General features: G+C 66.5%; 22 protein-coding genes and 2 tRNA genes. 15 read left to right on the forward strand and 9 right to left on the reverse strand.

Annotated features, from left to right (window positions below; all coding sequences use genetic code 11):
* The first annotated feature begins 167 nt into the window (after positions 1 to 167).
* Both M0R89_RS08925 and M0R89_RS08930 read left to right on the forward strand, forming a co-directional pair.
* Positions 168 to 506: a VOC family protein gene (locus M0R89_RS08925; protein WP_248652196.1), complete on the forward strand. Its 339-nt coding sequence runs from the start codon at positions 168 to 170 to the stop codon at positions 504 to 506.
* Positions 507 to 559: 53 nt separating this feature from the next.
* Complete coding sequence (locus tag M0R89_RS08930) at positions 560 to 1435, forward strand: ATP-grasp domain-containing protein (protein ID WP_248652197.1); 876 nt, start codon at positions 560 to 562, stop codon at positions 1433 to 1435.
* A gap of 232 nt (positions 1436 to 1667) precedes the next feature.
* On the opposite strand, the gene M0R89_RS08935 is transcribed toward M0R89_RS08930, so the two are convergent.
* The 4 genes from M0R89_RS08935 to M0R89_RS08950 form a co-directional block, all read right to left on the reverse strand.
* Positions 1668 to 2006: a CHY zinc finger protein gene (locus tag M0R89_RS08935; RefSeq protein WP_248652198.1), complete on the reverse strand. Its 339-nt coding sequence runs from the start codon at positions 2004 to 2006 to the stop codon at positions 1668 to 1670.
* Positions 2007 to 2051: 45 nt separating this feature from the next.
* Entirely contained in the window at positions 2052 to 2996 is a 945-nt protein-coding gene (locus M0R89_RS08940) for an aminopeptidase (protein WP_248652199.1), read from the reverse strand.
* Between the two features lie 95 nt (positions 2997 to 3091).
* Positions 3092 to 3922 (reverse strand): ABC transporter permease, encoded by an 831-nt coding sequence (locus tag M0R89_RS08945; protein ID WP_248652200.1) that lies wholly within the window; start codon positions 3920 to 3922, stop codon positions 3092 to 3094.
* Positions 3919 to 4590 carry an ABC transporter ATP-binding protein gene (locus tag M0R89_RS08950; RefSeq protein ID WP_248652201.1) on the reverse strand — a complete coding sequence of 224 codons (672 nt, stop codon included), beginning with the start codon at positions 4588 to 4590 and terminating at the stop codon, positions 3919 to 3921. Before M0R89_RS08950 ends, M0R89_RS08945 begins: the two co-directional genes overlap by 4 nt.
* Before the next feature lie 146 nt (positions 4591 to 4736).
* On the opposite strand from M0R89_RS08950, the gene M0R89_RS08955 reads away from it, so the two are divergent.
* The 6 genes from M0R89_RS08955 (at position 4737) to M0R89_RS08980 (ending at position 9649) form a co-directional block, all read left to right on the forward strand.
* Positions 4737 to 5750, forward strand: a complete 1014-nt coding sequence (locus M0R89_RS08955; protein ID WP_248652202.1) for a type II glyceraldehyde-3-phosphate dehydrogenase — start codon at positions 4737 to 4739, stop codon at positions 5748 to 5750.
* A gap of 230 nt (positions 5751 to 5980) precedes the next feature.
* Positions 5981 to 6385 carry an Hsp20/alpha crystallin family protein gene (locus tag M0R89_RS08960; protein WP_248652203.1) on the forward strand — a complete coding sequence of 135 codons (405 nt, stop codon included), beginning with the start codon at positions 5981 to 5983 and terminating at the stop codon, positions 6383 to 6385.
* Positions 6386 to 6517: 132 nt separating this feature from the next.
* The gene (locus M0R89_RS08965) at positions 6518 to 7171 is read left to right on the forward strand and encodes an HVO_0476 family zinc finger protein (RefSeq protein WP_248652204.1); all 654 of its coding nucleotides are present in this window, start codon (positions 6518 to 6520) and stop codon (positions 7169 to 7171) included.
* Between the two features lie 22 nt (positions 7172 to 7193).
* Positions 7194 to 7868, forward strand: coding sequence for a protein-L-isoaspartate(D-aspartate) O-methyltransferase (locus tag M0R89_RS08970; RefSeq protein ID WP_248652205.1), 675 nt, complete (start codon positions 7194 to 7196; stop codon positions 7866 to 7868).
* 25 nt (positions 7869 to 7893) lie between these two features.
* Positions 7894 to 8859, forward strand: coding sequence for a class I SAM-dependent methyltransferase (locus tag M0R89_RS08975; RefSeq protein WP_248652206.1), 966 nt, complete (start codon positions 7894 to 7896; stop codon positions 8857 to 8859).
* A 25-nt stretch (positions 8860 to 8884) separates the two neighbouring features.
* Positions 8885 to 9649: a protein-L-isoaspartate O-methyltransferase family protein gene (locus M0R89_RS08980; RefSeq protein WP_248652207.1), complete on the forward strand. Its 765-nt coding sequence runs from the start codon at positions 8885 to 8887 to the stop codon at positions 9647 to 9649.
* Positions 9650 to 9712: 63 nt separating this feature from the next.
* Here the strand turns inward: M0R89_RS08980 and M0R89_RS08985 are convergent, their stop codons facing one another.
* A complete protein-coding gene (locus M0R89_RS08985) occupies positions 9713 to 10126 on the reverse strand; it encodes an Ig-like domain-containing protein (protein WP_248652255.1) in 414 nt (137 codons plus the stop codon).
* Positions 10127 to 10300: 174 nt separating this feature from the next.
* Between M0R89_RS08985 and M0R89_RS08990 the strand changes: the two genes are divergently transcribed.
* Genes M0R89_RS08990 through M0R89_RS09000 form a run of 3 tightly spaced genes read left to right on the forward strand, consistent with a single transcriptional unit; the run spans position 10301 to position 12300 of the window.
* Positions 10301 to 11443, forward strand: coding sequence for an ATP-binding protein (locus M0R89_RS08990; RefSeq protein ID WP_438267681.1), 1143 nt, complete (start codon positions 10301 to 10303; stop codon positions 11441 to 11443).
* A 54-nt stretch (positions 11444 to 11497) separates the two neighbouring features.
* Entirely contained in the window at positions 11498 to 11956 is a 459-nt protein-coding gene (locus M0R89_RS08995) for a fluoride efflux transporter FluC (protein WP_248652208.1), read from the forward strand.
* Complete coding sequence (locus M0R89_RS09000) at positions 11953 to 12300, forward strand: fluoride efflux transporter FluC (RefSeq protein ID WP_248652209.1); 348 nt, start codon at positions 11953 to 11955, stop codon at positions 12298 to 12300. The genes M0R89_RS08995 and M0R89_RS09000 overlap by 4 nt, the downstream gene beginning before the upstream one ends.
* A 7-nt stretch (positions 12301 to 12307) precedes the next feature.
* Here M0R89_RS09000 and M0R89_RS09005 read toward each other — a convergent pair whose 3' ends face one another.
* The 4 genes from M0R89_RS09005 to M0R89_RS09020 all read right to left on the reverse strand — a co-directional run bounded on the left by M0R89_RS09005 (position 12308) and on the right by M0R89_RS09020 (position 13365).
* The gene (locus M0R89_RS09005; RefSeq protein ID WP_248652210.1) at positions 12308 to 12487 is read right to left on the reverse strand and encodes a hypothetical protein; all 180 of its coding nucleotides are present in this window, start codon (positions 12485 to 12487) and stop codon (positions 12308 to 12310) included.
* 115 nt (positions 12488 to 12602) lie between these two features.
* Positions 12603 to 12675, reverse strand: a tRNA-Asp gene (locus M0R89_RS09010).
* Between the two features lie 89 nt (positions 12676 to 12764).
* A complete protein-coding gene (locus M0R89_RS09015; RefSeq protein ID WP_248652211.1) occupies positions 12765 to 13184 on the reverse strand; it encodes a group I intron-associated PD-(D/E)XK endonuclease in 420 nt (139 codons plus the stop codon).
* Positions 13185 to 13292: 108 nt separating this feature from the next.
* Positions 13293 to 13365 (reverse strand) — tRNA-Asp (locus M0R89_RS09020).
* Positions 13366 to 13657: 292 nt separating this feature from the next.
* Between M0R89_RS09020 and M0R89_RS09025 the strand changes: the two genes are divergently transcribed.
* The 4 genes from M0R89_RS09025 to M0R89_RS09040 are packed head-to-tail and all read left to right on the forward strand — an operon-like array spanning position 13658 to position 20198.
* On the forward strand, positions 13658 to 13885 hold the full coding sequence (locus tag M0R89_RS09025) for a DNA-directed RNA polymerase subunit H (protein ID WP_248652212.1): 228 nt from the start codon (positions 13658 to 13660) through the stop codon (positions 13883 to 13885).
* 2 nt (positions 13886 to 13887) lie between these two features.
* Entirely contained in the window at positions 13888 to 15453 is a 1566-nt protein-coding gene (locus M0R89_RS09030; protein WP_248652213.1) for a DNA-directed RNA polymerase subunit B'', read from the forward strand.
* A gap of 1 nt (position 15454) precedes the next feature.
* Complete coding sequence (gene rpoB / locus M0R89_RS09035) at positions 15455 to 17281, forward strand: DNA-directed RNA polymerase subunit B (protein ID WP_248652214.1); 1827 nt, start codon at positions 15455 to 15457, stop codon at positions 17279 to 17281.
* Position 17282: 1 nt separating this feature from the next.
* Complete coding sequence (locus M0R89_RS09040) at positions 17283 to 20198, forward strand: DNA-directed RNA polymerase subunit A' (protein ID WP_248652215.1); 2916 nt, start codon at positions 17283 to 17285, stop codon at positions 20196 to 20198.
* Positions 20199 to 20204 lie beyond the last annotated feature (6 nt).

A 20204-nucleotide genomic window follows, 5' to 3' on the forward strand; every position in this document is an offset into this window, starting at 1 on the left:
CGTCTTCGATACCGACCGCCAGTACCTCGTCCGACCGAGAGTGGGTACGACGCATCGACCAGTGGGACGTTCCCGGAACCGCCCGTCGCGCTGACAACTTCTGGAGACAAACGTCCGTCGCTCGCTGCCACCGAAAGTAACTTATCTATTTGTGGTAGGAACGACGTATGGAACTACGCGAGGTCGCCATCTTCACCGACGACGTGCGGACGACGGCGAAGTTTTACGAACGCGTCGTCGGCGAACCGGTGGTCGCCGAGGAGTCGATGGCGCTGTTCGACGTGGAGGGCGTCGACGTCCTCGTCCACGAGACGTACGAACCGGCGGCGGGCGACCTCCCGTGCGAGGACCACTACACGTTCGCCGTCGGAGACGTAGACGATGCGTTCGCCCGCCTCTCCCAGCAGGACCTCAGCGTCTACCGCGAACCGGCCGACTACGACTGGGGCCGGTCGGCGTACTTCAGAGACGACGACGGGCGACTCGTGGAAATCACCTCGGAGTAGGCGCGTCCGTCCGAAACTGCACCTTTTTACCCGCCGACTCCCACCAAGCGCGTATGCTGGACCTCGCGGTCGCTTACCGAGAGGAGACGTTCGAGCGCATGCGCGACCCGCTGGCCGAGCGCGACGTCGCGGTTCACCACGTCCCGAGCGACGGCCGGACCATCCCGCTGGCCGACCCGCCGTGGAGTCGCGACGAGTTCGACGCGGGGTTCGTCTACCCCTCGCGGGCGATGGAGGGCGGCGTCGTGGACGCCTTGCTCGACGTACCGTGGGTCAACGACCGCGAGGCCGTCCTCACCTCGCGGAACAAGGCGGGCGTCGTCGCGGAACTGGAGCAGGCCGGCGTCCCGGTGCCGGAGACCGTCCTCGTCTCGAACCCCGCCGACGAGTCGGCGCTCCTCTCAGCCTTCGAGCGGTTCGACCCGCCGGTGGTCGTCAAGCCCAACTCCACGACCCGCGGGGTCGGCGTGGCGAAGGTCGGCGACGCCGACTCGTATCTCGGCGTCACCGACTACCTCGACTTGGTCCACGACTACCGCGCGACGGGCGACAAGTCGTTCCTCGTCCAAGAGTACGTCCCCGGCGCGACCGACTACCGCGCGATGGTCGTGGACGGCGAGTGCGTCGGTGGCGTCGAGCGACAGATTCCGGACGACGCCGACGCCGACCGCTGGAAGCACAACGTCCACCGCGGCGCGGTGGCGACCGGCGTGGACCTCCCTGCAGACCTCCGGGACCTCGCCGAGCGGACGGCCGACGCGCTCGGTATCGACTTCCTCGGCGTGGACCTCCTCGTGACCGACGAGCGCGCGGTGGTCAACGAGACCAACGCCCGGCCGACCATCGACGCCGAGACGAAGTACGACGCCGGGTTCTACGACCGACTCGCCGACCTGATTCGGCGGACGGCCGAGAACGGCACCGACTGATTTCCCGCCGTGTTAGCATTATCTATGGTGAGAAAAGAACGATAGATGTTCCTCAAAGGCCACTCTGTATTTCTCTTTGGCGTGTGGGTGGTCGCGGTGCGGGCGGTCGCGTAAAATCTTCGGAGTCGACAGTAGCTAGCTTCCTCTCGTCGAATTTCGTGCCGTGTCTCGCCGACTCGTCTCTCCTTCTGTCGAGTCTCGTCGCCACCGGCCCCCCACCGAATTTTCTCAGTTACTCTCCGAACTCGAAATACAGGTCGTAGTGGTCCTCACACCCCGGATTGAACGCCGCGCCGCAGTCCGGACACCGATGCTCGCCGTCTACGAACTCGCGGGGCGTCAGCCCCGCGCCGCAGACGCCGCACAGCGCCGCCGCCTCGTCACTCTCGACCGACAGGCGCTCGGCCTCGTGGTCCGCCGCGGCGTCGTGACACCGGAAGCAGGGGTAGAACGCCTCACAGCAGGCGAACCGCAGGGCCACCACGTCGCGGTCGGTGTCGTAGTGGGCGCACCGGGTCTCCGGCCCGACTTCGACGCCCCGGACCGCCCGGCCGTGGATTTCCCGTTCCATCGTCGTTTCGCAATCTTCGCGCTTCATCGCGGTTCAGTCCGCGTCTCAGGGCTGTGGCAGGTCGATTTCCTCGCCGTCGACGTACACCGTCGGTTCGCGGAGGATACCGTCGAAGTGAATCGGGGCCTCGGTGTCGCCGCCGATGCCCGCGTCGTCGCCGATGGCGATGTGGACCGTGCCCGCCGCCTTCTCGTCGAGCAGGACCGACCCGACCAGTTCCGTGACCGCGACGTTCGTCCCGATGCCGAGTTCCGCGAGGTTGTAGGCCGCGTCGCCGACCTCCTCGGCCGCGTCCTCGACCTGCCCGCGAATCTCGTCGTCGGAGATGCGCGTGACCTGCCCGCCCTCCACGTCGAATTCGAGGGTCTGGCCCTCGTCCAGCAGGCCGTGGGGCATCATCGTCCCGTCCACGACGTAGGTGCCGTCGGCGTCCTCGGGGCTGACGAACACCTCGCCCGCCGGGAGGTTCGAGAACCCGCCCGCCTCGTGGACGATGCCGGTGTCGTCGTGCCACTCCCGGCTTCCCGGTTCGAAGGTGATGTCGGTGCCCTGCGGGGAGGTGACTCGAATCTCGTCGGCGTCCTCGACCTGCGCCAGCACGTCGTCGCAGTGGGCCGCGATGGTCTCGTAGTCGGCCTCCAGTCCCGTGGTGAAGACCTCCTCGGTGATGCCGGGGAGGGTGGCACCGCGCGCTCCGGCCTCGTTGGCCTCGCCGCGGGCGCGGGTGTGGCTCAGGCTCTTTGTCGTCGGCGCGAGGAACACGTCGCTTCCGGCCATCGCCGCGGAGACCGGTTCCGGCGGTTCCGCCCCGTGGGACGCGCCCGGCGGGAACCGGACGATGGTCGCGTCGTCGGTGACCTCGCTGGCCACGTCGTAGAGCGCCTCGCCGATGGGTTCGCGCTTGTCGTCGGTGACGATGCAACACGACTCGGTCGCTTCGAGGGCGAGACACTGCATGATGGCGGTCTCGGCCGCGTCTCGGAGGCTCATGCTCGGCAGGTCGGTCGGCGAGAGGTTAGGTCTTGTCTCTTCGAGTGAAGCGAACGAAGGCTCGACGGAACTCGTCTCCGACGGTCGAACGCGACTCACCCGCCGGACGCGCCCGTCTCGTCCTCGCCGGCGTCCGTCGCCTCGAACGGTTTCAACTGCTCGGCCTCGGTGAAGGCGTACTGGCCGACGAGCAACGTACTCGTCATGCTCGTCAATCCGCCCGCCGCGAACAGCATCGCCATTATCACGAACTGGTACTCCGCGGCGTAGATGGGGTTCGCGCCCGCGAGAATCATACCGGACATCATTCCCGGGATGTAGACGAGTCCGAGACTCTTCAGCGAGTCCACCATGGGGATGAGCGAGGCCCGGACGCTCGTCGTCGCGTAGTCGGAGACGACCTTTCCCGGCGGGACGCCGAGCGAGAGGACCGCCTCGATCTCCTCGCGGTTCGACTGGATTTCGCCTCTGAACCGGTCGAGAGCCAGCGAGTTGGTCTTCATCGCGTTGGCGATTATCATCCCGCCGACCGGAATGAGGTTCCGTACCGTCGGTTCTATCGCGCCCGCCGCGAGCATCGTCGTGATGACGACGCCCGCGCCGAAGAGGATACTGACGAGGGAGACTCGGAACACTCCCGGCACGCCCTCGCCCCGGTCCTTCGATATCCACGCCGCTATCGCTATCATGGCGAGGACGACGACGCCGCTCCAGACGAACGGCACGGCGAACAGGACGCCGATGAACGCGCCCATCGCGACGACCTGCACGAACCCCCTGACGAACGCCCGGCCGAGTTCGGATTCGAGGTCGAGATTCCGGAGGTACGAGACGCCGAGTACGAGCGCGGCCAGCGCGGACGCGACCCCGACCTGCGCGAGTCCCCGCAGGACGACCGGGTCCCGAAGTTGTTCGATGAGGCTCACGCGACGACCTCCCGGACCGGACCCTCCGCGGTCACGCGCCCGTCCTCGAAGACGGCGACCCGGTCGGCGAGTCGCCTCGCCTGCTCGCGGTCGTGGGTCACCAGCACGTACGTCAACCCGAACTCGTCCCGGAGGTCGCCGAGCAACTCCTCGACTCGCGTCTCGGAGGCCGCGTCCAGACTCGACGTCGGTTCGTCGAGCAACAGCACCTCCGGCCGATTCAGGACGCTTCTGGCGATGGCGACCCGCTGTGCTTCGCCGCCGGAGAGGTCGTCCACCTTCCGCGGTCCGTACCCTGAGAGGTCCACCCGGTCGAGGAGGCTCTCGACCCGCCCGTCGTCCACGGACTCCCCCCGCAATCGCGGACCGACGGTGACGTTCTCGCGGACGGTGCCGTTACGGAGCGCGGGACGTTGGGGGACGTAGCCGACGCGGTGGCGAAGTTCTTGGGGCGGAACGTCCCGATAATCCGTCCCGTCGAGGTAGACCGTGCCCGCGGTCGGTTCGTCCAGTCGGTTGAGCAGACGGAGGAACGACGACTTCCCGGCCCCCGAGGGACCGAGCACTCCGAGGACGTCGCCCTCGTCTACCGACAGCGAGACCGAATCGACGATTCGGTCGCCGCCGACCTCGCGCGTGAGGCGCTCGGTTTCGATTACAGGGGTCATGGGTGTAGATTGTCGCCGAGACCGTTTGTATTCCCCTCCCTCTGATAGCGTAGCGTCCCGATATCAGGGGATTACTCGGAACGGAGTTAATTTCTCCGAAGGCGGCTCGAAACCATTATGCGCGTCGGCGTTGGAACTGCGAGTACATGCTACGGGTCGGAGTCAACGGATACGGGACCATCGGCAAGCGAGTCGCGGACGCGGTCCGCGCCCAACCGGACATGGAAGTCGTCGGCGTCGCCAAGACGCGGCCCAACTTCGAGGCCGAGCAGGCCGTCGAGAAGGGCTTCCCGCTCTACGCCGCGGTCGAGGACCGCGTGGAGTTGTTCGACGAGGCGGGCATCGAACTCGCCGGGATGGTCGAGGAACTGGTCGCCGACAGCGACGTCATCGTCGACGCCTGTCCCTCCGGCATCGGCGAGCAGAACGCCGAGATGTACGCCGAGTACGACACGCCCGCGCTGTATCAGGGCGGCGAGTCGGCCGACTTCGTGGACGCCAGTTTCAACGCCCGGTCGAACTTCTCGGACGCCAGCGGCGCCGACCACGTCCGCGTGGTCTCGTGTAACACCACGGGCCTCTCGCGTCTCGTCGCACCGCTCCGCGAGGAGTACGGCGTCGAGAAAGTCCGGACTACGCTGGTCCGTCGCGGCGGCGACCCCGCCCAGACCGGCCGCGGTCCCATCAACGACATCGTGCCGAACCCGGTCACGCTCCCGTCCCACCACGGACCGGACGTGAACACTATCTTCCCGGACCTCGACATCGACACTCTCGGTCTAAAGGTGCCCGCGACGCTGATGCACATGCACAGCGTCAACGTCACGCTCGAATCCGAACCCGACGCCGACGAGGTTCGCGACCTGCTCGAAGGCGAGTCGCGACTGTTCGTCATCCCCGACCACTTCGACATCGACGGCGCGGGCAAGTTGAAGGAGTACGCCCAAGACGTTGGCCGCCCGCGCGGCGACATCTGGGAGAACTGCGTCTGGGGCGAGTCCGTGACGACCGAGGGCGACGACCTCTACCTCTTCCAGGCCATCCATCAGGAGAGCGACGTGGTGCCCGAGAACGTGGACGCCGTCCGCGCGGTCACGAATTCGGCCGACGCCGAGGAGAGCATCCGGAAGACCAACGAAGCGCTCGGCATGGGCATCTGACGGACGCGCCGGGCGTCGCGACGCCGTCCTGCCGTTTCGAAAACGGAGAGGGTTGGTTAGCGGGGGCGATACGGGGACCGAACTGCGTCACTGCGTGATTGGCATCGTGATGCCTCCGCCAGTAATTTGCACGGCTTCACATATATGTTTTCTCCGAACCGCCACAGTCGAAAGTCAGCGACGAACCCTGGTGCCAAAGGCTTTTGCTTGCATGCGCCTTATTCGCGACCATGCGAAGAGACGACCGCGACGACCCCTTCGACGACCTCTTCCGCGAGATAGAGCGCATGATGAACGAGATGATGGGCGAAGACTTCGACATGCACGTCGAGCGCGGCGGCGGTGCTGGCGGCCAGACCGGGTTCGGGACCGAGACCCACGTCGACATCCACGAGAGCGACGACACGGTGCGCGTCATCGCGGACCTCCCCGGCGTCGAGAAGGAGGACATCGACCTCAAGTGCGACGGCGAGGTGCTGACCATCAGCGCCGGGAGCGACCACCGCCAGTACGACGAGCGCGTCAGTCTGCCCGCGCAGGTCGACGAACACTCCGCGTCGGCGACCTACAACAACGGCGTCCTCGAAGTCCAGTTGGAGAAGGCCGAGGACTCGGCCGACATCGACGTGCAGTAATCGGTCCCCGACGGCTTCGCTCGCGGAAGTTCTGTCTCTTTTTCGAGGTTCGCAGGCCCGGTCTTCTCGAACGACTTCTCCGCCGCGAAACTCCACGTGCTTTTACGCGCGGACGACGTAGCCGACCATAGTATGAGCGAAACTGCGGAACGCGTCGCGGTGACGTGTCCCTCCTGTTCGCCCGACGTGGAGACGGTCCACGAGGTGCTCAAGGACGGGAGCGGGCAGTTCACCGTGCGCTGTACGGAGTGCAGTCACGTCCACAAGACGACGATAGAGACCGAGGAGGAAGTCGAGCGCGACGTGGTGGTCTCCCAAGACGGCGAGTCGTTCACGGCCACCGTGGACGCGCCCCCGAAGGAGACCGTCGCGGTCGGCGAGGAGTTCGTCCTCGAAACGCCCGAGGCCATAATGGTCGTGCGCATCACCGACCTCCAGTTGGGCGACGAGAAGCGAACCGACGAGGCGAACGTCGAGGACGTCGAGACGTTCTGGACCCGCGCCGTGGACAACGTCCGGGTCAACGTCACCGTCAACCCGAACGACGGACGCCGCGACGACTCGCGCGGCCTCAAAATCGACGTGCCGGGCGACCACGAGTTCACGGTCGGCGAAGTCGAGGAGTTCGGCGACGAGGAGTTCGAGGTCAAGTCCATCGCGGTCCGCGACGACGCGACGGGCTACGACTTCAATCCGCTCGGCGAGGAGGGCGACACCGCCGTCGCGAAGGACATCAAGCGCGTCTACGGCGACGACCAGACCTCGTCGGCGTGGTCGGCGTGGTGAAATCGGAACGCATCCACTGACAATGTTCGGGGGAGGGGACGACGACACGACGGGTGACTACGAACGGGCCCGCGAGCGCATGGTCGAGCGACTCGCCGACCGCGAGAGCTTCGCCGACTCGACGCTCGCCGCGATGCGGGCGGTTCCGCGCCACGAGTTCGTGCCACCGGCCCGCCGGGACCGCGCCTACGAGGATCGACCGCTTCCCATCGGGAGCGACCAGACCATCAGCGCGCCCCACATGGTCGTGGCGATGGCGGACCTGCTCGATTTGGACGCCGGCGAGTCGGTCCTCGAAATCGGCACCGGGTGCGGCTATCACGCCGCGGTCACGGCCGAACTCGTCGGCGCGTCGAACGTCCACAGCGTCGAGTACCACGAGTCGCTGGCCGAGGAGACCCGAGAGCGACTCGGCCGACTGGGCTACGGAGATATCTCTGTCCGCGTCGGCGACGGCCGCGAGGGCTGGCCGGTCCACGCGCCCTACGACGCCGCGTATCTGACCTGCGCCGCGCCGGAGTTCCCGAGCGCGGTGGTCGAGCAGGTCCGACCCGGGGGCCGACTGCTCGGCCCGCTCGACGCCTCGACCGGTCGGTCGCCCGGCCAGCACCTCGTCTTCGCGCGCCGTCGCGCCGACGGCGGTCTCGACCGCGAGAGCCACGGTCGGGTTCGGTTCGTGCCGATGCAGGGAGACTAAGCCGACGCCGCTACACGCTCCTGACATGGACTACCGCGAAGCCCTGCTTCTCTGGGCCGCCCGCGAGACGGGGGTCCTCGAAGCCGTCACGACCGACGCCGAGACGCCCGCCGAAGTCGCGGCCGAGACCGGCGTCACCGAGCGCGCCGCCCGCATCGTCGTCGAAGCGATGGCCGAGTTGGGGTATCTGGAAGCGGTCGGCGACGCCGCCAGCGGCGCAGACGGAGAGGCGGACCCGACCGAGACGCGATACGAAATCACGAACCGCGCGCTCGGGTTCGTCGCCAAGACGGACGTGCGCTCCATCGGCCCGGTCCCGCACGCGCTCGACTGCGTGGACCGCTGGATTCGACTGCCCGAGACGATGCGAACCGGCGACCCGCCCGCGCCCGAGACGGCCTCGGAGGACTGGACGTCCAACTTCGCGGGCGCGATGGCGAGTACCGACGACGCCGCTGTCCGGGCGAGCGTCACCGCCGCTGTCCACCGGAATCCCGACGCCGGGCGCGTGCTGGACGCCGGGGGCGGGCCGGGGGTCTTCGCCAAGGAGTTCGTCCGGCGAGGATTCGACGTGACGCTGGTCGACCGCCCCGAGGTAATCGACGTCGACCGGCGGTTCCTCGAACGCGAACCCGTCGAGCTGGTCGCGGGAGACATCACCGAGGACCTTCCGTCGGGCGGGTTCGGCCTCGTGTTCTGCTCGCGGGTGGCTCACGGTCTCTCGCCAGACGAGAACCGCCGATTTCTGGCCAACGCCTTCGACGCGCTCGACCCCGGCGGCGCCGTCGTCCTGACCGACCGAGTTCGGGGGCGGACCGACGACGCTGCGCTGTTCGGCGCGCACATGCTCGCCCAGACCGAGGCGGGCGACACCTACACCGAGTCCCAGTTCCGAACGTGGCTCCGCGACGCCGGATTCGAAGACGTGGAGGTCCGGGACGTACCCGGCCTCGACGGGCAGGTCATCGCCGGACGGCGGCCGGGCGATTGAAGTTCTCTCGTCACCGAGGGAGCGTATGGAACTCGCGGTGCTGCGAGACGACATGGTCGACAGCCTCGAACACGACTCGAAGGGAGTCGTCTCCAGCGAGAGCGTCAGCGCCGCGATGCGCGCAGTCCCGCGCCACGAGTTCGTCGACGACGACCGACTCGCCTACGCCGACCGGTCGTTCGAGCATCGGGGGACACGCGTCCTCGCGCCGAGTACCGCGGCCCGCCTGCTGGAGGCGCTCGCCCCCGAAGAGGGCGATTCTGTCCTCGTCGTCGGCGCCGGCGTGGGCTACACCGCGGCCGTACTCGCGGAAATCGTCGGCGAGCGCAACGTCCACGCGGTCGATATCACCCGGAACGTGGTGTGGGACGCCCGGAGCAACCTCGCGTCGGCGGGCTACGAGGGCGTCTTCGTGGACTGCCGGAACGGCGCGGACGGCCTACCGGAGTACGCGCCCTTCGACTGCATCCTCGTGGAGGCTGCTGCGGCCGACCCGCCGCGCACCCTGGTCCGACAACTCGCCCTCGACGGCCGACTCGTCATCCCGGTCGGCATCGGCGAACAGTCGCTGACCGTGGTCCGGGGCGACGACCCGTCGGACCCCGAGACCCAACCGCTCGGTACGGTGGCGTTCCAGCCGCTGCTCGTGGAGGGCGAACAGGCCGGGTCCATCGAGCGCAACCGGACCGTCCGCGAGGACCGCGAGCGCGCTGAGCGCGCTCGCGAGCGCCGAACCGGATGGGAGCACGAGTGGATAGACTGGGACGGCGACGGCAGTCTCCCCGAGTGAGGTTTTTCGAGGTGTGCGCCGACTAGTCGCCGTTGGCGCTCTTCGGTGTTCTCGTCGCGTTCCTCATCCGTCTGCTAACACCAGTATCGCAGTGTTCTCGCGCTCGTCGGCGTAGTCGCTCCCGGCGGGCGGCTTGATTCGCACGTCGAGTGTGCCCTCCTGCTGATTCGACCCGAGAGTCGGGTCCACCGAGAGGGTAGCCTCGCCGCTTTCTCCGGTGGTCGCGGTCGCAGCGCCGTCGAGCGTGGCCGTGCCGCCCGTGACGACCACCGTCGCGCCGCTGACAGGTTTGCCCTCGGGGTCCACGACCGTCACGTCGACGTTGGTTTCCTCGGGGCCGATTACGTCCGGTGCGGGCTTGGCGTCGAGTTCCGTGACGGTCAGGCCGCCGAGGCCCGAGAGCATGTTCATCATCACGCCGAGGCTGGCGACGCCGACCACGAGCGCGACGACGAGGCGAATCGGCAGGCCCTCGATGGCGCGGTCGTCGCCGCGGAACCGGCGGAAACGGTCGGAGCTAGCGTCCGCGAAGTAGCCGTAGTAGCCGAGTAGCGTTGTCACGGGTGGGGTTCGTCCCGGTCTCGGATTTAAACCCTCGGGCGCTCGTCGGCCCCCGAAGGTTCAAGGCCGAGAGCGCGACCAACCGGTCCCGTGACTCACGTCCTCGGCCGCCGCTCGGGCGACGACGCCGCGACCACCGATTCCGACGGCGGTGACTCCGCGACCAGCGTTGACGGCGACACTTCCCGAAAAACTGCTATCTCCGGCCGCCTCGGGGCCTACCGCGCCCGCGACGGTAGCCGCGGCGCGGCGGTCCGAATCGACCTCGACGGCCCGCACGCCGGACTCGTCGTCGGCAAGCGCGGCTACGGCAAGTCCTACACGCTCGGCGTCCTCGCCGAGGAACTCGCCCGGGCCGAGGGAGTCGCCCCGGTCGTCGCCGACCCGATGGGAATCTTCTCGTCGCTCGCCGACTTCGGCACCGAAGTCGTCGCTGACCCCGCAGTCGCCGCCGACGCGCTCGCACCGCGAGCGTGGTGCGACCTCCTCGGTCTCGAACCGGCGGCCCCCGAGGGTGCGCTGGTCTGGCAGGCCGCGGCGGCCCGGTCGTCGGTCGACGGAATGCGGACGTTCGTCGCCGACGCCGACACCAAGGCCGACCGCGCGACCCGACGGGCGGCCGACAACCACCTCGCGCTCGCCGAGTCGTGGGGCGTCTTCGCCCCCGACGGCCTGACCCCGAGCGACCTGATCGAACCCGCGGCCGGAACCGTACTGGACCTCTCGGGACTCGACTCGGCGCCCGCGAACGCGGTCCTGCGAGCGGTCGCCGGCGGTCTCTACGACCACTGCGTTCGCGGACGGCCGACCCGCCTCCCGTGGCTTCTGGTGGACGAAGCGCACGCCTTCTTCGCGTCCGAGGCCGGAAAAAGCCCGACTGGCTCCGCGACGGCGTCCCGGAACGTTGCGGCATCCGCGCTCCGGACCGTCCTCACCCGCGGTCGGCAACCGGGTCTGAGTTTCGTCGGAGCGACCCAGCGACCGAGCGCGCTCCCGGCCGTCGCCGTCTCGCAGGCCGACCTCCTGCTGGCTCACCGACTCACCTCGCGGGCCGACCTCGACGCGCTGGCCGCGGCCCGCCCGACTTACCTCGGTTCGTTCGAGGAGCGCCTGCCCGCCGACCCGGGCGAGGTTCTGCTCGTGGACGACGCGACCGAGAGCGTCCACGCCGTCCGCATCAGGGAGCGCGAGACGGCACACGGTGGCGGAAGTCCGAGCGCGACAGGCCGATGAGTGCGCTCCGAAAGCAGTTTCCCGGTCGGCGCATTCGTCTCGGACGAGAACCGAATGTCGGAGACAGAGGGTCGCTCGTCGGCCGACGACGAGAGCGGCGACGGCGCGACGGCGACCAGTCGCGTCCGCGCGCTCGGACGGGTGAAACCCCTCCTGCTCGTCGCGGTCGGCGGGTTCGCCGGTGCGACTCTCCGCCACGCGGTCGCGGGAGCGCTCCCCGGCGGCTTTCTGTGGGGCACGCTCGCGGTCAACGTCGCGGGGAGTTTCGCGCTCGGCGTCCTCCTCTTCGAGGCGAAGGTGGCGGGCCGACTCGGTGCGGAGACTCGCCTCGTCCTCGGCACGGGTTTCCTCTCGTCGTTCACGACCTACAGCACCTTCGCGCTCCAGACCGCCGCCCTGTCGCCGGGTTGGGCGGTCGTCAACGTCGGCGCGAACTACGCGCTCGGCTTCCTCGCGGCGGTGGCCGGCCGGATTGCCGTCCGCTCGCTCGCCGCGCCGGGGGTGACCGGATGAACTCCGTCCTGCTGGTCGGGACCGGCGGCGTCCTCGGCGCGCTCTCGCGGTTCGCTGTCGGGTCGCTGGTCGCCGACGGCATCCGGGATACGCTCGCAGTGAACCTCCTCGGGAGCTTCGCATTGGGCGCGCTGACCGCTGTCCTCGCCGCCGACGCCACGCTGTTGACTCTGTTCGGGACCGGATTCTGCGGCGCGTTCACGACGTTTTCGAGTTTCGCGGTCGAGACCGTCGAACTGTTCGAGACCGGCGCGCGACGTGAGGCGGTCGCGAACGCGGCGGCGAATCTGGTCGGGGCGCTCCTCGCGGTCGGACTCGGCGGTTGGCTGGCGACTGCGCTGTGACTCGGGTCTACTCGACGAGGTCCCAGATCCACAGTCCGACGCCGAGACCGACGAGAAGTATACCGAGCGTCGTAGTGATGGGGTCGGGGATGAAGACGAGGAGTACTCCGAGGACGACGAGTACCGGTATCAGCTCTTCGTGCAGGAAACTGTCACTCTCTTCGGTTGACTTGTCGACTTCGGACACCCCTCGACCCACGAGGCGCTCGAAGTTACGATTTCGGGCAGTCCGTCGAAATATCGGTCGCTGGTGAGAACGGAGTCGTACAGACGTCTCTCGAAGTTTCGTTCGTCGGAGAAAGCGCCCGAGGCGGGATTTGAACCCGCGTCACGACCGTGACAGGGTCGTATGATGGGCCACTACACCACCCGGGCTTCCGAGTGCATTCTCTCTTTCCGGCCGGGCTTATTAATGGGTGTCGGTTTCGACGTCCATTGGTAGAATCTGCCGTACGCAGAGGGCGTCACTCGAACCGATTCGACAGCGCGTATTCGCTCGCCCAGTTGATTCTCGACTTAGGGACCTTCGGATGGTGATCCTCGACACGTAACCGCATCTCGCCGCTCCCAGTCGCCTCGATGGGGACCCAGTACACGGAATCCGTATCGGGTGAGTACACTGCATAGGCGTCTATCTCGTCGGGAGTGTAGTCCGCGTCGACTCGGCCTTCCGAGTCCGTGGTCGAACTGTAGAGGTTGAATCTAACCGTACCATCGACCCAACTACCCGTCTTGCACTGGACGCGATAGCGTCTCGTCCTGTCGTCCACGACGAGGTCGTAGCGGTCGCTGTCTCCGAACGGGACCGAAACCGAGACGCCGGCTTGCATCAGTCTGCCAAGAATCGTCGCTTCCGTCTCGTCACCCTTTCGCGATGGGTTCATCGTTCGGCACGAGATGTGCCGTCATCCTACTTGAATCTCGACTGCTATCCGCTGGCACTAACCCCTAGGTGCGAAGAAGTTGCTCACAGTTTTGTTCGTCAGAGAAAGCGCCCGAGGCGGGATTTGAACCCGCGTCACGACCGTGACAGGGTCGTATGATGGGCCACTACACCACCCGGGCTTCCGAGTGCATTCCTCCGTTGTCCCCGGTTAGACTTAAGGCTTCTCAAACGGTTTCGGTGCGGGACTCCCTCCCGGTGTCGCCGGATTCGGTCCGACCCCGCGTCGCCGCAAACAATTTATATCTCCGCGAAGTGGGTGGGAATCGTAGGCACTCCCCTCGATTGGGGTGGGGTCGAACAGCTAGCGGTGCGAGAACTACTTAGCAAGTCTTAAATGAACTCACTGTGTAAAGCCCTGTAGTATCTCGTGATAGCCATTTCTCCCTCTGCGCAGACAACCCATCGCCACACATGGTAGACGTAAGCCAACACGACATGGTTCCGGACCACAGCGTCGTCGACGACGAGGAGTTAGACGGCGTACTGGAGGAGTACGACATCAAAACGACCGACTTACCGAAAATCAAACGCACCGACCCCGCGCTCCCCGACGACGCGGAGGTCGGTGACGTGATCAAGATCGTGCGCGATTCCCGAACGACAGACAGTGCGACAATATACCGACTCGTCGTAGAATAATAATGAACAGAGAAGACCGACGCGAGATTTCCCGAGAGTACTTCTCGAAGGAACGACTCGCAGAACACCACTACCGCTCGTTCAACAGCTTCCTCAATCGCGGCATGCAGCAGGTCGTCGACGAGAAGGGGACCGTCGACACCGACATCGGCGACAAGGAAGACGAGGAACCGGTCCACGTCGAACTGGGTGACGTTCGTATCGTCACGCCACGCGTGCGTGAGGCGGACGGGAGCGAGGAACTCCTCTACCCCCAAGAGGCCCGCCTCCGCAACATCACCTACGCCGCGCCCGTCTTCATGGAGATGTCCATCGTCAAGGGCGAGGGCGAGGACGAGCGCGTCGTGGACGCGACCGAGACCAAGGTGGGCCGGATGCCCATCATGGTCGGCTCCGAGAAGTGTAACATCGCCGGATTCTCCGACGAGGAACTCATCGAAATCGGCGAGGACCCCGCCGACCCCGGCGGCTACTTCATCGTCAACGGCTCCGAGCGCGTCCTGATGACGAGCGAGGACCTCGCGCCCAACAAGATTCTCGCGGAGTACGACACCAAGTACGGCGACGAGATTCAGGTCGCCAAGACGTTCAGCCAGCGCCGGGGCTACCGCGCGCTGGTGCTGGTCGAGCGGACCCGCGACGGTCTGCTCGAAGTGTCGTTCCCCTCGGTCTCGGGGAGCGTCAACTTCGTGACGCTGGTCCGGGCGCTCGGACTGGAGTCCGACGAGGAGATCGTCCACCGGGTCTCCGACGACCCCGAGGTGGTGAAGTTCATGCTGGAGAACCTCGAAGAGGCGGAGGTCCAGACCGAGGAGGAGGCCATCGAGTCTCTCGGGAAGCGAGTCGCCTCCGGACAGGGCAAGAACTACCAGCTCAAGCGCGCCAACTACGTCATCGACCGCTACCTCCTTCCCCACCTCCACGAGGAGGGCGTCGAGGAGGAGGACGTGCGCATCAACAAGGCGTACTACCTCTGTCGGATGGCCGAGGCCTGCTTCGAGTTGGCGCTCGACCGGCGCGAACCCGACGACAAGGACCACTACGCCAACAAGCGCCTGAAGGTCTCGGGCGACCTGATGAAGGACCTGTTCCGGACCGCGCTGAACAAGCTGGCCCGGGACGTGAAGTACCAGTTGGAGCGGGCGAACATGCGGAACCGCCAACTGTCGGTCAACACCGTGGTCCGGTCGGACGTACTGACCGAGCGCCTCGAACACCCCATCGCGACGGGGAACTGGGTCGGCGGCCGCTCGGGCGTCTCCCAACTGGTCGACCGCACGGACTTCATGGGGGTCCTCTCGCACCTCCGACGGCTCCGCTCGCCGCTCTCGCGGAGCCAGCCTCACTTCGAGGCGCGTGACCTCCACGCGACCCAGTGGGGTCGCATCTGTCCCTCCGAGACCCCGGAGGGGCCGAACTGTGGACTGGTGAAGAACTTCGCGCAGGCGATGGAGCTCTCCCAGAACATCGAGAACGAACAGGGACTGAAACGAGAACTGGCGTCGATGGGTGTCGAAGGCATCCCCGGAATCGAAGGCGTCGAACCAACTGCAAGCGCAGACGACTAACATGAGTCAGGGACGAGAAGCGAAAGTATACGTGAACGGTAGTCTGGTCGGAACGCACCCCGACCCCGAACAGCTCGCAGAACAGGTCCGCCACGCGCGTCGCCGCGGCGACGTGAGCGAGATGGTCAACGTCTCGGTCAAAGAGCGGACACGCGAGGTCATCATCAACGCCGACGCCGGGCGCGCCCGGCGACCCCTGCTGGTCATCGAGGACGGCGAACCCCTCGTCACCGAGGAGGAGATTGCGGCGGTCGAGAACGGCGACCTCGACTTCGACGACCTCGTGGAGCGCGGCAAGGTCGAGTTCATCGACGCCGAGGAGGAAGAGGACATCTACGTCGCGGTGGACGAGGACGACCTCACCGAGGACCACACCCACCTCGAAGTCGACCCGCAACTCATCTTCGGTATCGGTGCGGGCATGGTCCCGTACCCCGAACACAACGCCTCGCCCCGGATTACGATGGGGTCGGGGATGATCAAGCAGTCGCTCGGGCTGCCGGCGGCCAACTACCGCATCCGGCCCGACACGCGCCAGCACCTCCTGCACTACCCGCAGCTCTCGATGGTCAAGACCCAGACGACCGAGCAGATCGGGTACGACGACCGCCCGGCGGCCCAGAACTTCACGGTCGCCGTCATGTCCTACGAGGGCTTCAACATCGAGGACGCGCTCGTCCTCAACGGTGGCTCCGTGGACCGCGCGCTGGCCCGCTCGCACTTCTTCCGGACGTACGAGGGCGAGGAACGGCGCTACCCCGGCGGACAGGAGGACCGCTTCGAGATTCCGAGCGACGACGTGCGCGGCGCGCGCGGTGAAGACGCGTACACCCACCTCGACGACGACGGTCTGGTCAACCCCGAGACGCGCGTGGACGAGAACAGCGTCCTGCTCGGCAAGACCAGTCCACCCCGGTTCCTCGAAGAACCCGACGACATGGGCGGTCTCTCCCCGCAGAAGCGCCGGGAGACCTCCGTCACCATGCGCTCGGGCGAGTCCGGCGTCGTGGACACGGTCACGCTGATGGAGGGCGAGGACGGGTCGAAGCTCTCGAAGGTCTCGGTGCGCGACGAGCGGATTCCGGAACTCGGCGACAAGTTCGCGTCCCGGCACGGCCAGAAGGGCGTCGTCGGCCACATCGCGCCCCAGGAGGACATGCCGTTCACCGAGCAGGGCGTCGTGCCCGACCTCATCATCAACCCCCACGCCCTGCCGTCCCGGATGACGGTCGGCCACGTGCTGGAGATGATCGGCGGCAAAGTCGGTGCCCTCGAAGGGCGACGCGTGGACGGGACGCCGTTCACGGGCGAGGACGAGGAGGAACTCCGCGGCGGACTCGAAGAGCAGGGCTTCAAGTCCTCCGGGAAGGAGATCATGTACTCCGGCATCACCGGGGAGAAGATCGAGGCGGAGATCTTCATTGGCACCATTTTCTACCAGAAGCTCTACCACATGGTGTCGAACAAGCTCCACGCCCGCTCGCGCGGCCCGGTGCAGGTGCTCACGCGCCAACCCACCGAGGGTCGGGCCCGCGAGGGTGGTCTCCGCGTCGGGGAGATGGAGCGGGACGTGCTCATCGGGCACGGTGCCGCCCTGACCCTGAAGGAACGTCTGCTCGACGAGTCCGACCGCGAGTGGATATACGTCTGTGCCAACTGTGGCATGAGCGCGGTCGAGAACGTCGAGCAGAACCGCGTCTACTGCCCGAACTGCGACGAGGAGACGGACATCCACGAAATCGAGATGTCGTACGCGTTCAAGCTCCTGCTGGACGAGATGAAGGCGCTCGGCATCGCACCGCGACTAGAACTGGAGGACGCAGTCTAACATGTCAACAGGACAAACACCCAAGGAGATCGGCGAGATCAGCTTCGGGCTGATGGACCCCGAGGAGTACCGAGAGATGTCGGCGACGAAGATAATCACCGCCGACACCTACGACGACGACGGCTTCCCCATCGACATGGGGCTGATGGACCCGCGACTGGGCGTCATCGACCCCGGACTGGAGTGCAAGACCTGCGGCAAGCACTCGGGGTCGTGTAACGGCCACTTCGGTCACATCGAACTCGCCGCGCCCGTCATCCACGTCGGGTTCACGAAGCTCATCCGACGCCTGCTGCGCGGGACGTGTCGGAACTGCTCGCGACTCCTGCTGACCGACGAGGAGAAGGAGAAGTACGAGTCCAAACTGACCCGGACCCGGGAACTCGGCAACGACCTCACCGACGTGACGAAGGCCGCCATCCGAGAGGCCCGCAAGAAGGACCGCTGTCCCTACTGCGGCGAGGTCCAGTACGACATCAACCACGAGAAGCCCACGACCTACTACGAGGTCCAGCAGGTCCTGACCAGCGAGTACTCCGAGCAGATCGCGTCCGCGATGCAGGGCGACGAGGAGGAGGACCGCGAACCGGTCGCTCCCCAAGAACTCGCCGACCTGACCGACATCGACCTCTCGCGCATCAACGACATCATGTCGGGCGAGTTCCGGCCCCGCGAGGACGACCGGAAGGCCATCGAGAAGGCGCTCGACATCGACCTCACCGAGGAGGACATGAACAAACTGATGCCCAGCGACATCCGGGACTGGTTCGAGGACATCCCGGACGAGGACGTCGAGACGCTCGGCATCAACTCCGAGCGCTCGCGCCCCGAGTGGATGATTCTGACGGTCCTGCCGGTCCCGCCGGTGACGGCCCGTCCGTCCATCACGCTCGACAACGGCCAGCGCTCCGAGGACGACCTGACTCACAAGCTGGTCGACATCATCCGCATCAACCAGCGGTTCATGGAGAACCGCGAGGCGGGTGCGCCCCAACTCATCATCGAGGACCTCTGGGAACTGCTCCAGTACCACGTCACGACGTTCATGGACAACGAGATTTCGGGCACGCCGCCCGCCCGACACCGCTCGGGGCGACCGCTCAAGACCCTCAGCCAGCGTCTGAAGGGCAAGGAAGGCCGCTTCCGCGGTAGCCTGTCCGGCAAGCGCGTCAACTTCTCGGCGCGTACCGTCATCTCGCCCGACCCGACCCTCTCGCTGAACGAGGTCGGCGTCCCCGAGCGCGTGGCCCGCGAGATGACCCAGACGATGAACGTCACCGAGCGCAACAAGGAGGAGGCCCGCCGCTACGTCGCCAACGGCCCGGAGGGTCACCCCGGCGCGAACTACGTCAAGCGGCCCGACGGCCGCCGCCTCAAGGTGACCGAGAAGAACTGCGAGGAACTGGCGACCAAGGTCGAGGCCGGATGGGAGGTCAACCGCCACATGGTCGACGGCGACATCGTCATCTTCAACCGCCAGCCGTCGCTCCACCGCATGTCCATCATGGCCCACGAAGTGGTCGTGATGCCGTACAAGACGTTCCGGCTCAACACCGTCGTCTGTCCGCCGTACAACGCCGACTTCGACGGCGACGAGATGAACATGCACGCGCTCCAGAACGAGGAGGCCCGCGCGGAGGCCCGCGTCCTCATGCGCGTGCAGGAACAGATCCTCTCGCCGCGCTTCGGCGAGAACATCATCGGGGCGATTCAGGACCACATCTCCGGGATGTACCTCCTGACCAACGAGAACCCCCACTTCAACGAGACGCAGGCGCTCGACCTCCTGCGGGCGACCCGAATCGACGAACTCCCGGAGGCGTCGGGCACCGACGAGGACGGCGAACCCTACTGGACCGGACGGGACATCTTCTCGGAACTGCTCCCGAGCGACCTCAACATCGAGTTCACGGGCACCGTCGGCGACGACGTCATCATCGAGGACGGCCAACTCGTGGAAGGCACCATCGCCGAGGACGAGGTGGGCGAGTTCGGCGGGAAGATCGTAGACACCATCACGAAGGTCTACGGCAACACCCGCTCGCGCATCTTCATCAACGAGGTCGCGGCGCTGGCGATGCGTTCCATCATGCACTTCGGGTTCTCCATCGGTATCGACGACGAGTCGATTCCGGAGGAGGCCCAGAACCGAATCGACGAGGCCATGGACAACGCCTACGACCGGGTCGAGGAACTCATCGAGACCTACCAGAACGGCGACCTCGAATCGCTCCCCGGCCGGACCGTCGACGAGACGCTGGAGATGAAGGTCATGCAGACGCTCGGCAAGGCGCGTGACTCCGCCGGTGACATCGCCGAGGAACACTTCGCCGACGACAACCCGGCCGTGGTCATGGCCGAGTCCGGCGCGCGTGGGTCGATGCTCAACCTGACTCAGATGGCCGGCTGTGTCGGCCAACAGGCGGTTCGGGGCGAGCGCATCAACCGCGGTTACGAAGACCGCACCCTCAGTCACTACAAGCCAAACGACCTCTCGGCGGAGGCCCACGGCTTCGTGGAGCACTCCTACACGGGCGGACTCGACCCGCGGGAGTTCTTCTTCCACGCGATGGGTGGCCGCGAGGGCCTCGTGGACACCGCAGTCCGTACCTCCAAGTCCGGCTACCTTCAGCGACGGCTCATCAACGCGCTCTCCGAACTCGAAACCCAGTACGACGGCACGGTTCGGGACACCTCCGACACCATCGTCCAGTTCGAGTTCGGCGAGGACGGCACCAGTCCGGTGAAGGTCTCCTCGAACGAGGACACCGACATCGACGTGGACCAGATCGCAGACCGCATCCTCGAAGAGGAGTTCGGCAGCGACGAGCGCAGACAGGAGTTCCTCGGCGAGAAGAACCCGCCGACGAACCTCTCGGAACACGTCGACGCTCGGCAGGCCCAGAGCGACGACTGACGCCAC

It is taken from the genome of Halorussus limi, assembly GCF_023238205.1.
Lineage (GTDB): Archaea > Halobacteriota > Halobacteria > Halobacteriales > Haladaptataceae > Halorussus > Halorussus limi.

Bases quoted from the DNA above. Each gene is read 5' to 3' on its own strand.
- M0R89_RS08925 (WP_248652196.1), top strand. From the start codon at position 168: ATGGAACTACGCGAGGTCGCCATCTTCACCGACGACGTGCGGACGACG.
- M0R89_RS08930 (WP_248652197.1), top strand. From the start codon at position 560: ATGCTGGACCTCGCGGTCGCTTACCGAGAGGAGACGTTCGAGCGCATG.
- M0R89_RS08935 (WP_248652198.1), bottom strand. From the start codon at position 2,006: ATGGAACGGGAAATCCACGGCCGGGCGGTCCGGGGCGTCGAAGTCGGG.
- M0R89_RS08940 (WP_248652199.1), bottom strand. From the start codon at position 2,996: ATGAGCCTCCGAGACGCGGCCGAGACCGCCATCATGCAGTGTCTCGCC.
- M0R89_RS08950 (WP_248652201.1), bottom strand. From the start codon at position 4,590: ATGACCCCTGTAATCGAAACCGAGCGCCTCACGCGCGAGGTCGGCGGC.
- M0R89_RS08955 (WP_248652202.1), top strand. From the start codon at position 4,737: ATGCTACGGGTCGGAGTCAACGGATACGGGACCATCGGCAAGCGAGTC.
- M0R89_RS08960 (WP_248652203.1), top strand. From the start codon at position 5,981: ATGCGAAGAGACGACCGCGACGACCCCTTCGACGACCTCTTCCGCGAG.
- M0R89_RS08965 (WP_248652204.1), top strand. From the start codon at position 6,518: ATGAGCGAAACTGCGGAACGCGTCGCGGTGACGTGTCCCTCCTGTTCG.
- M0R89_RS08970 (WP_248652205.1), top strand. From the start codon at position 7,194: ATGTTCGGGGGAGGGGACGACGACACGACGGGTGACTACGAACGGGCC.
- M0R89_RS08975 (WP_248652206.1), top strand. From the start codon at position 7,894: ATGGACTACCGCGAAGCCCTGCTTCTCTGGGCCGCCCGCGAGACGGGG.
- M0R89_RS08980 (WP_248652207.1), top strand. From the start codon at position 8,885: ATGGAACTCGCGGTGCTGCGAGACGACATGGTCGACAGCCTCGAACAC.
- M0R89_RS08995 (WP_248652208.1), top strand. From the start codon at position 11,498: ATGTCGGAGACAGAGGGTCGCTCGTCGGCCGACGACGAGAGCGGCGAC.
- M0R89_RS09000 (WP_248652209.1), top strand. From the start codon at position 11,953: ATGAACTCCGTCCTGCTGGTCGGGACCGGCGGCGTCCTCGGCGCGCTC.
- M0R89_RS09015 (WP_248652211.1), bottom strand. From the start codon at position 13,184: ATGAACCCATCGCGAAAGGGTGACGAGACGGAAGCGACGATTCTTGGC.
- M0R89_RS09025 (WP_248652212.1), top strand. From the start codon at position 13,658: ATGGTAGACGTAAGCCAACACGACATGGTTCCGGACCACAGCGTCGTC.
- M0R89_RS09030 (WP_248652213.1), top strand. From the start codon at position 13,888: ATGAACAGAGAAGACCGACGCGAGATTTCCCGAGAGTACTTCTCGAAG.
- rpoB (WP_248652214.1), top strand. From the start codon at position 15,455: ATGAGTCAGGGACGAGAAGCGAAAGTATACGTGAACGGTAGTCTGGTC.
- M0R89_RS09040 (WP_248652215.1), top strand. From the start codon at position 17,283: ATGTCAACAGGACAAACACCCAAGGAGATCGGCGAGATCAGCTTCGGG.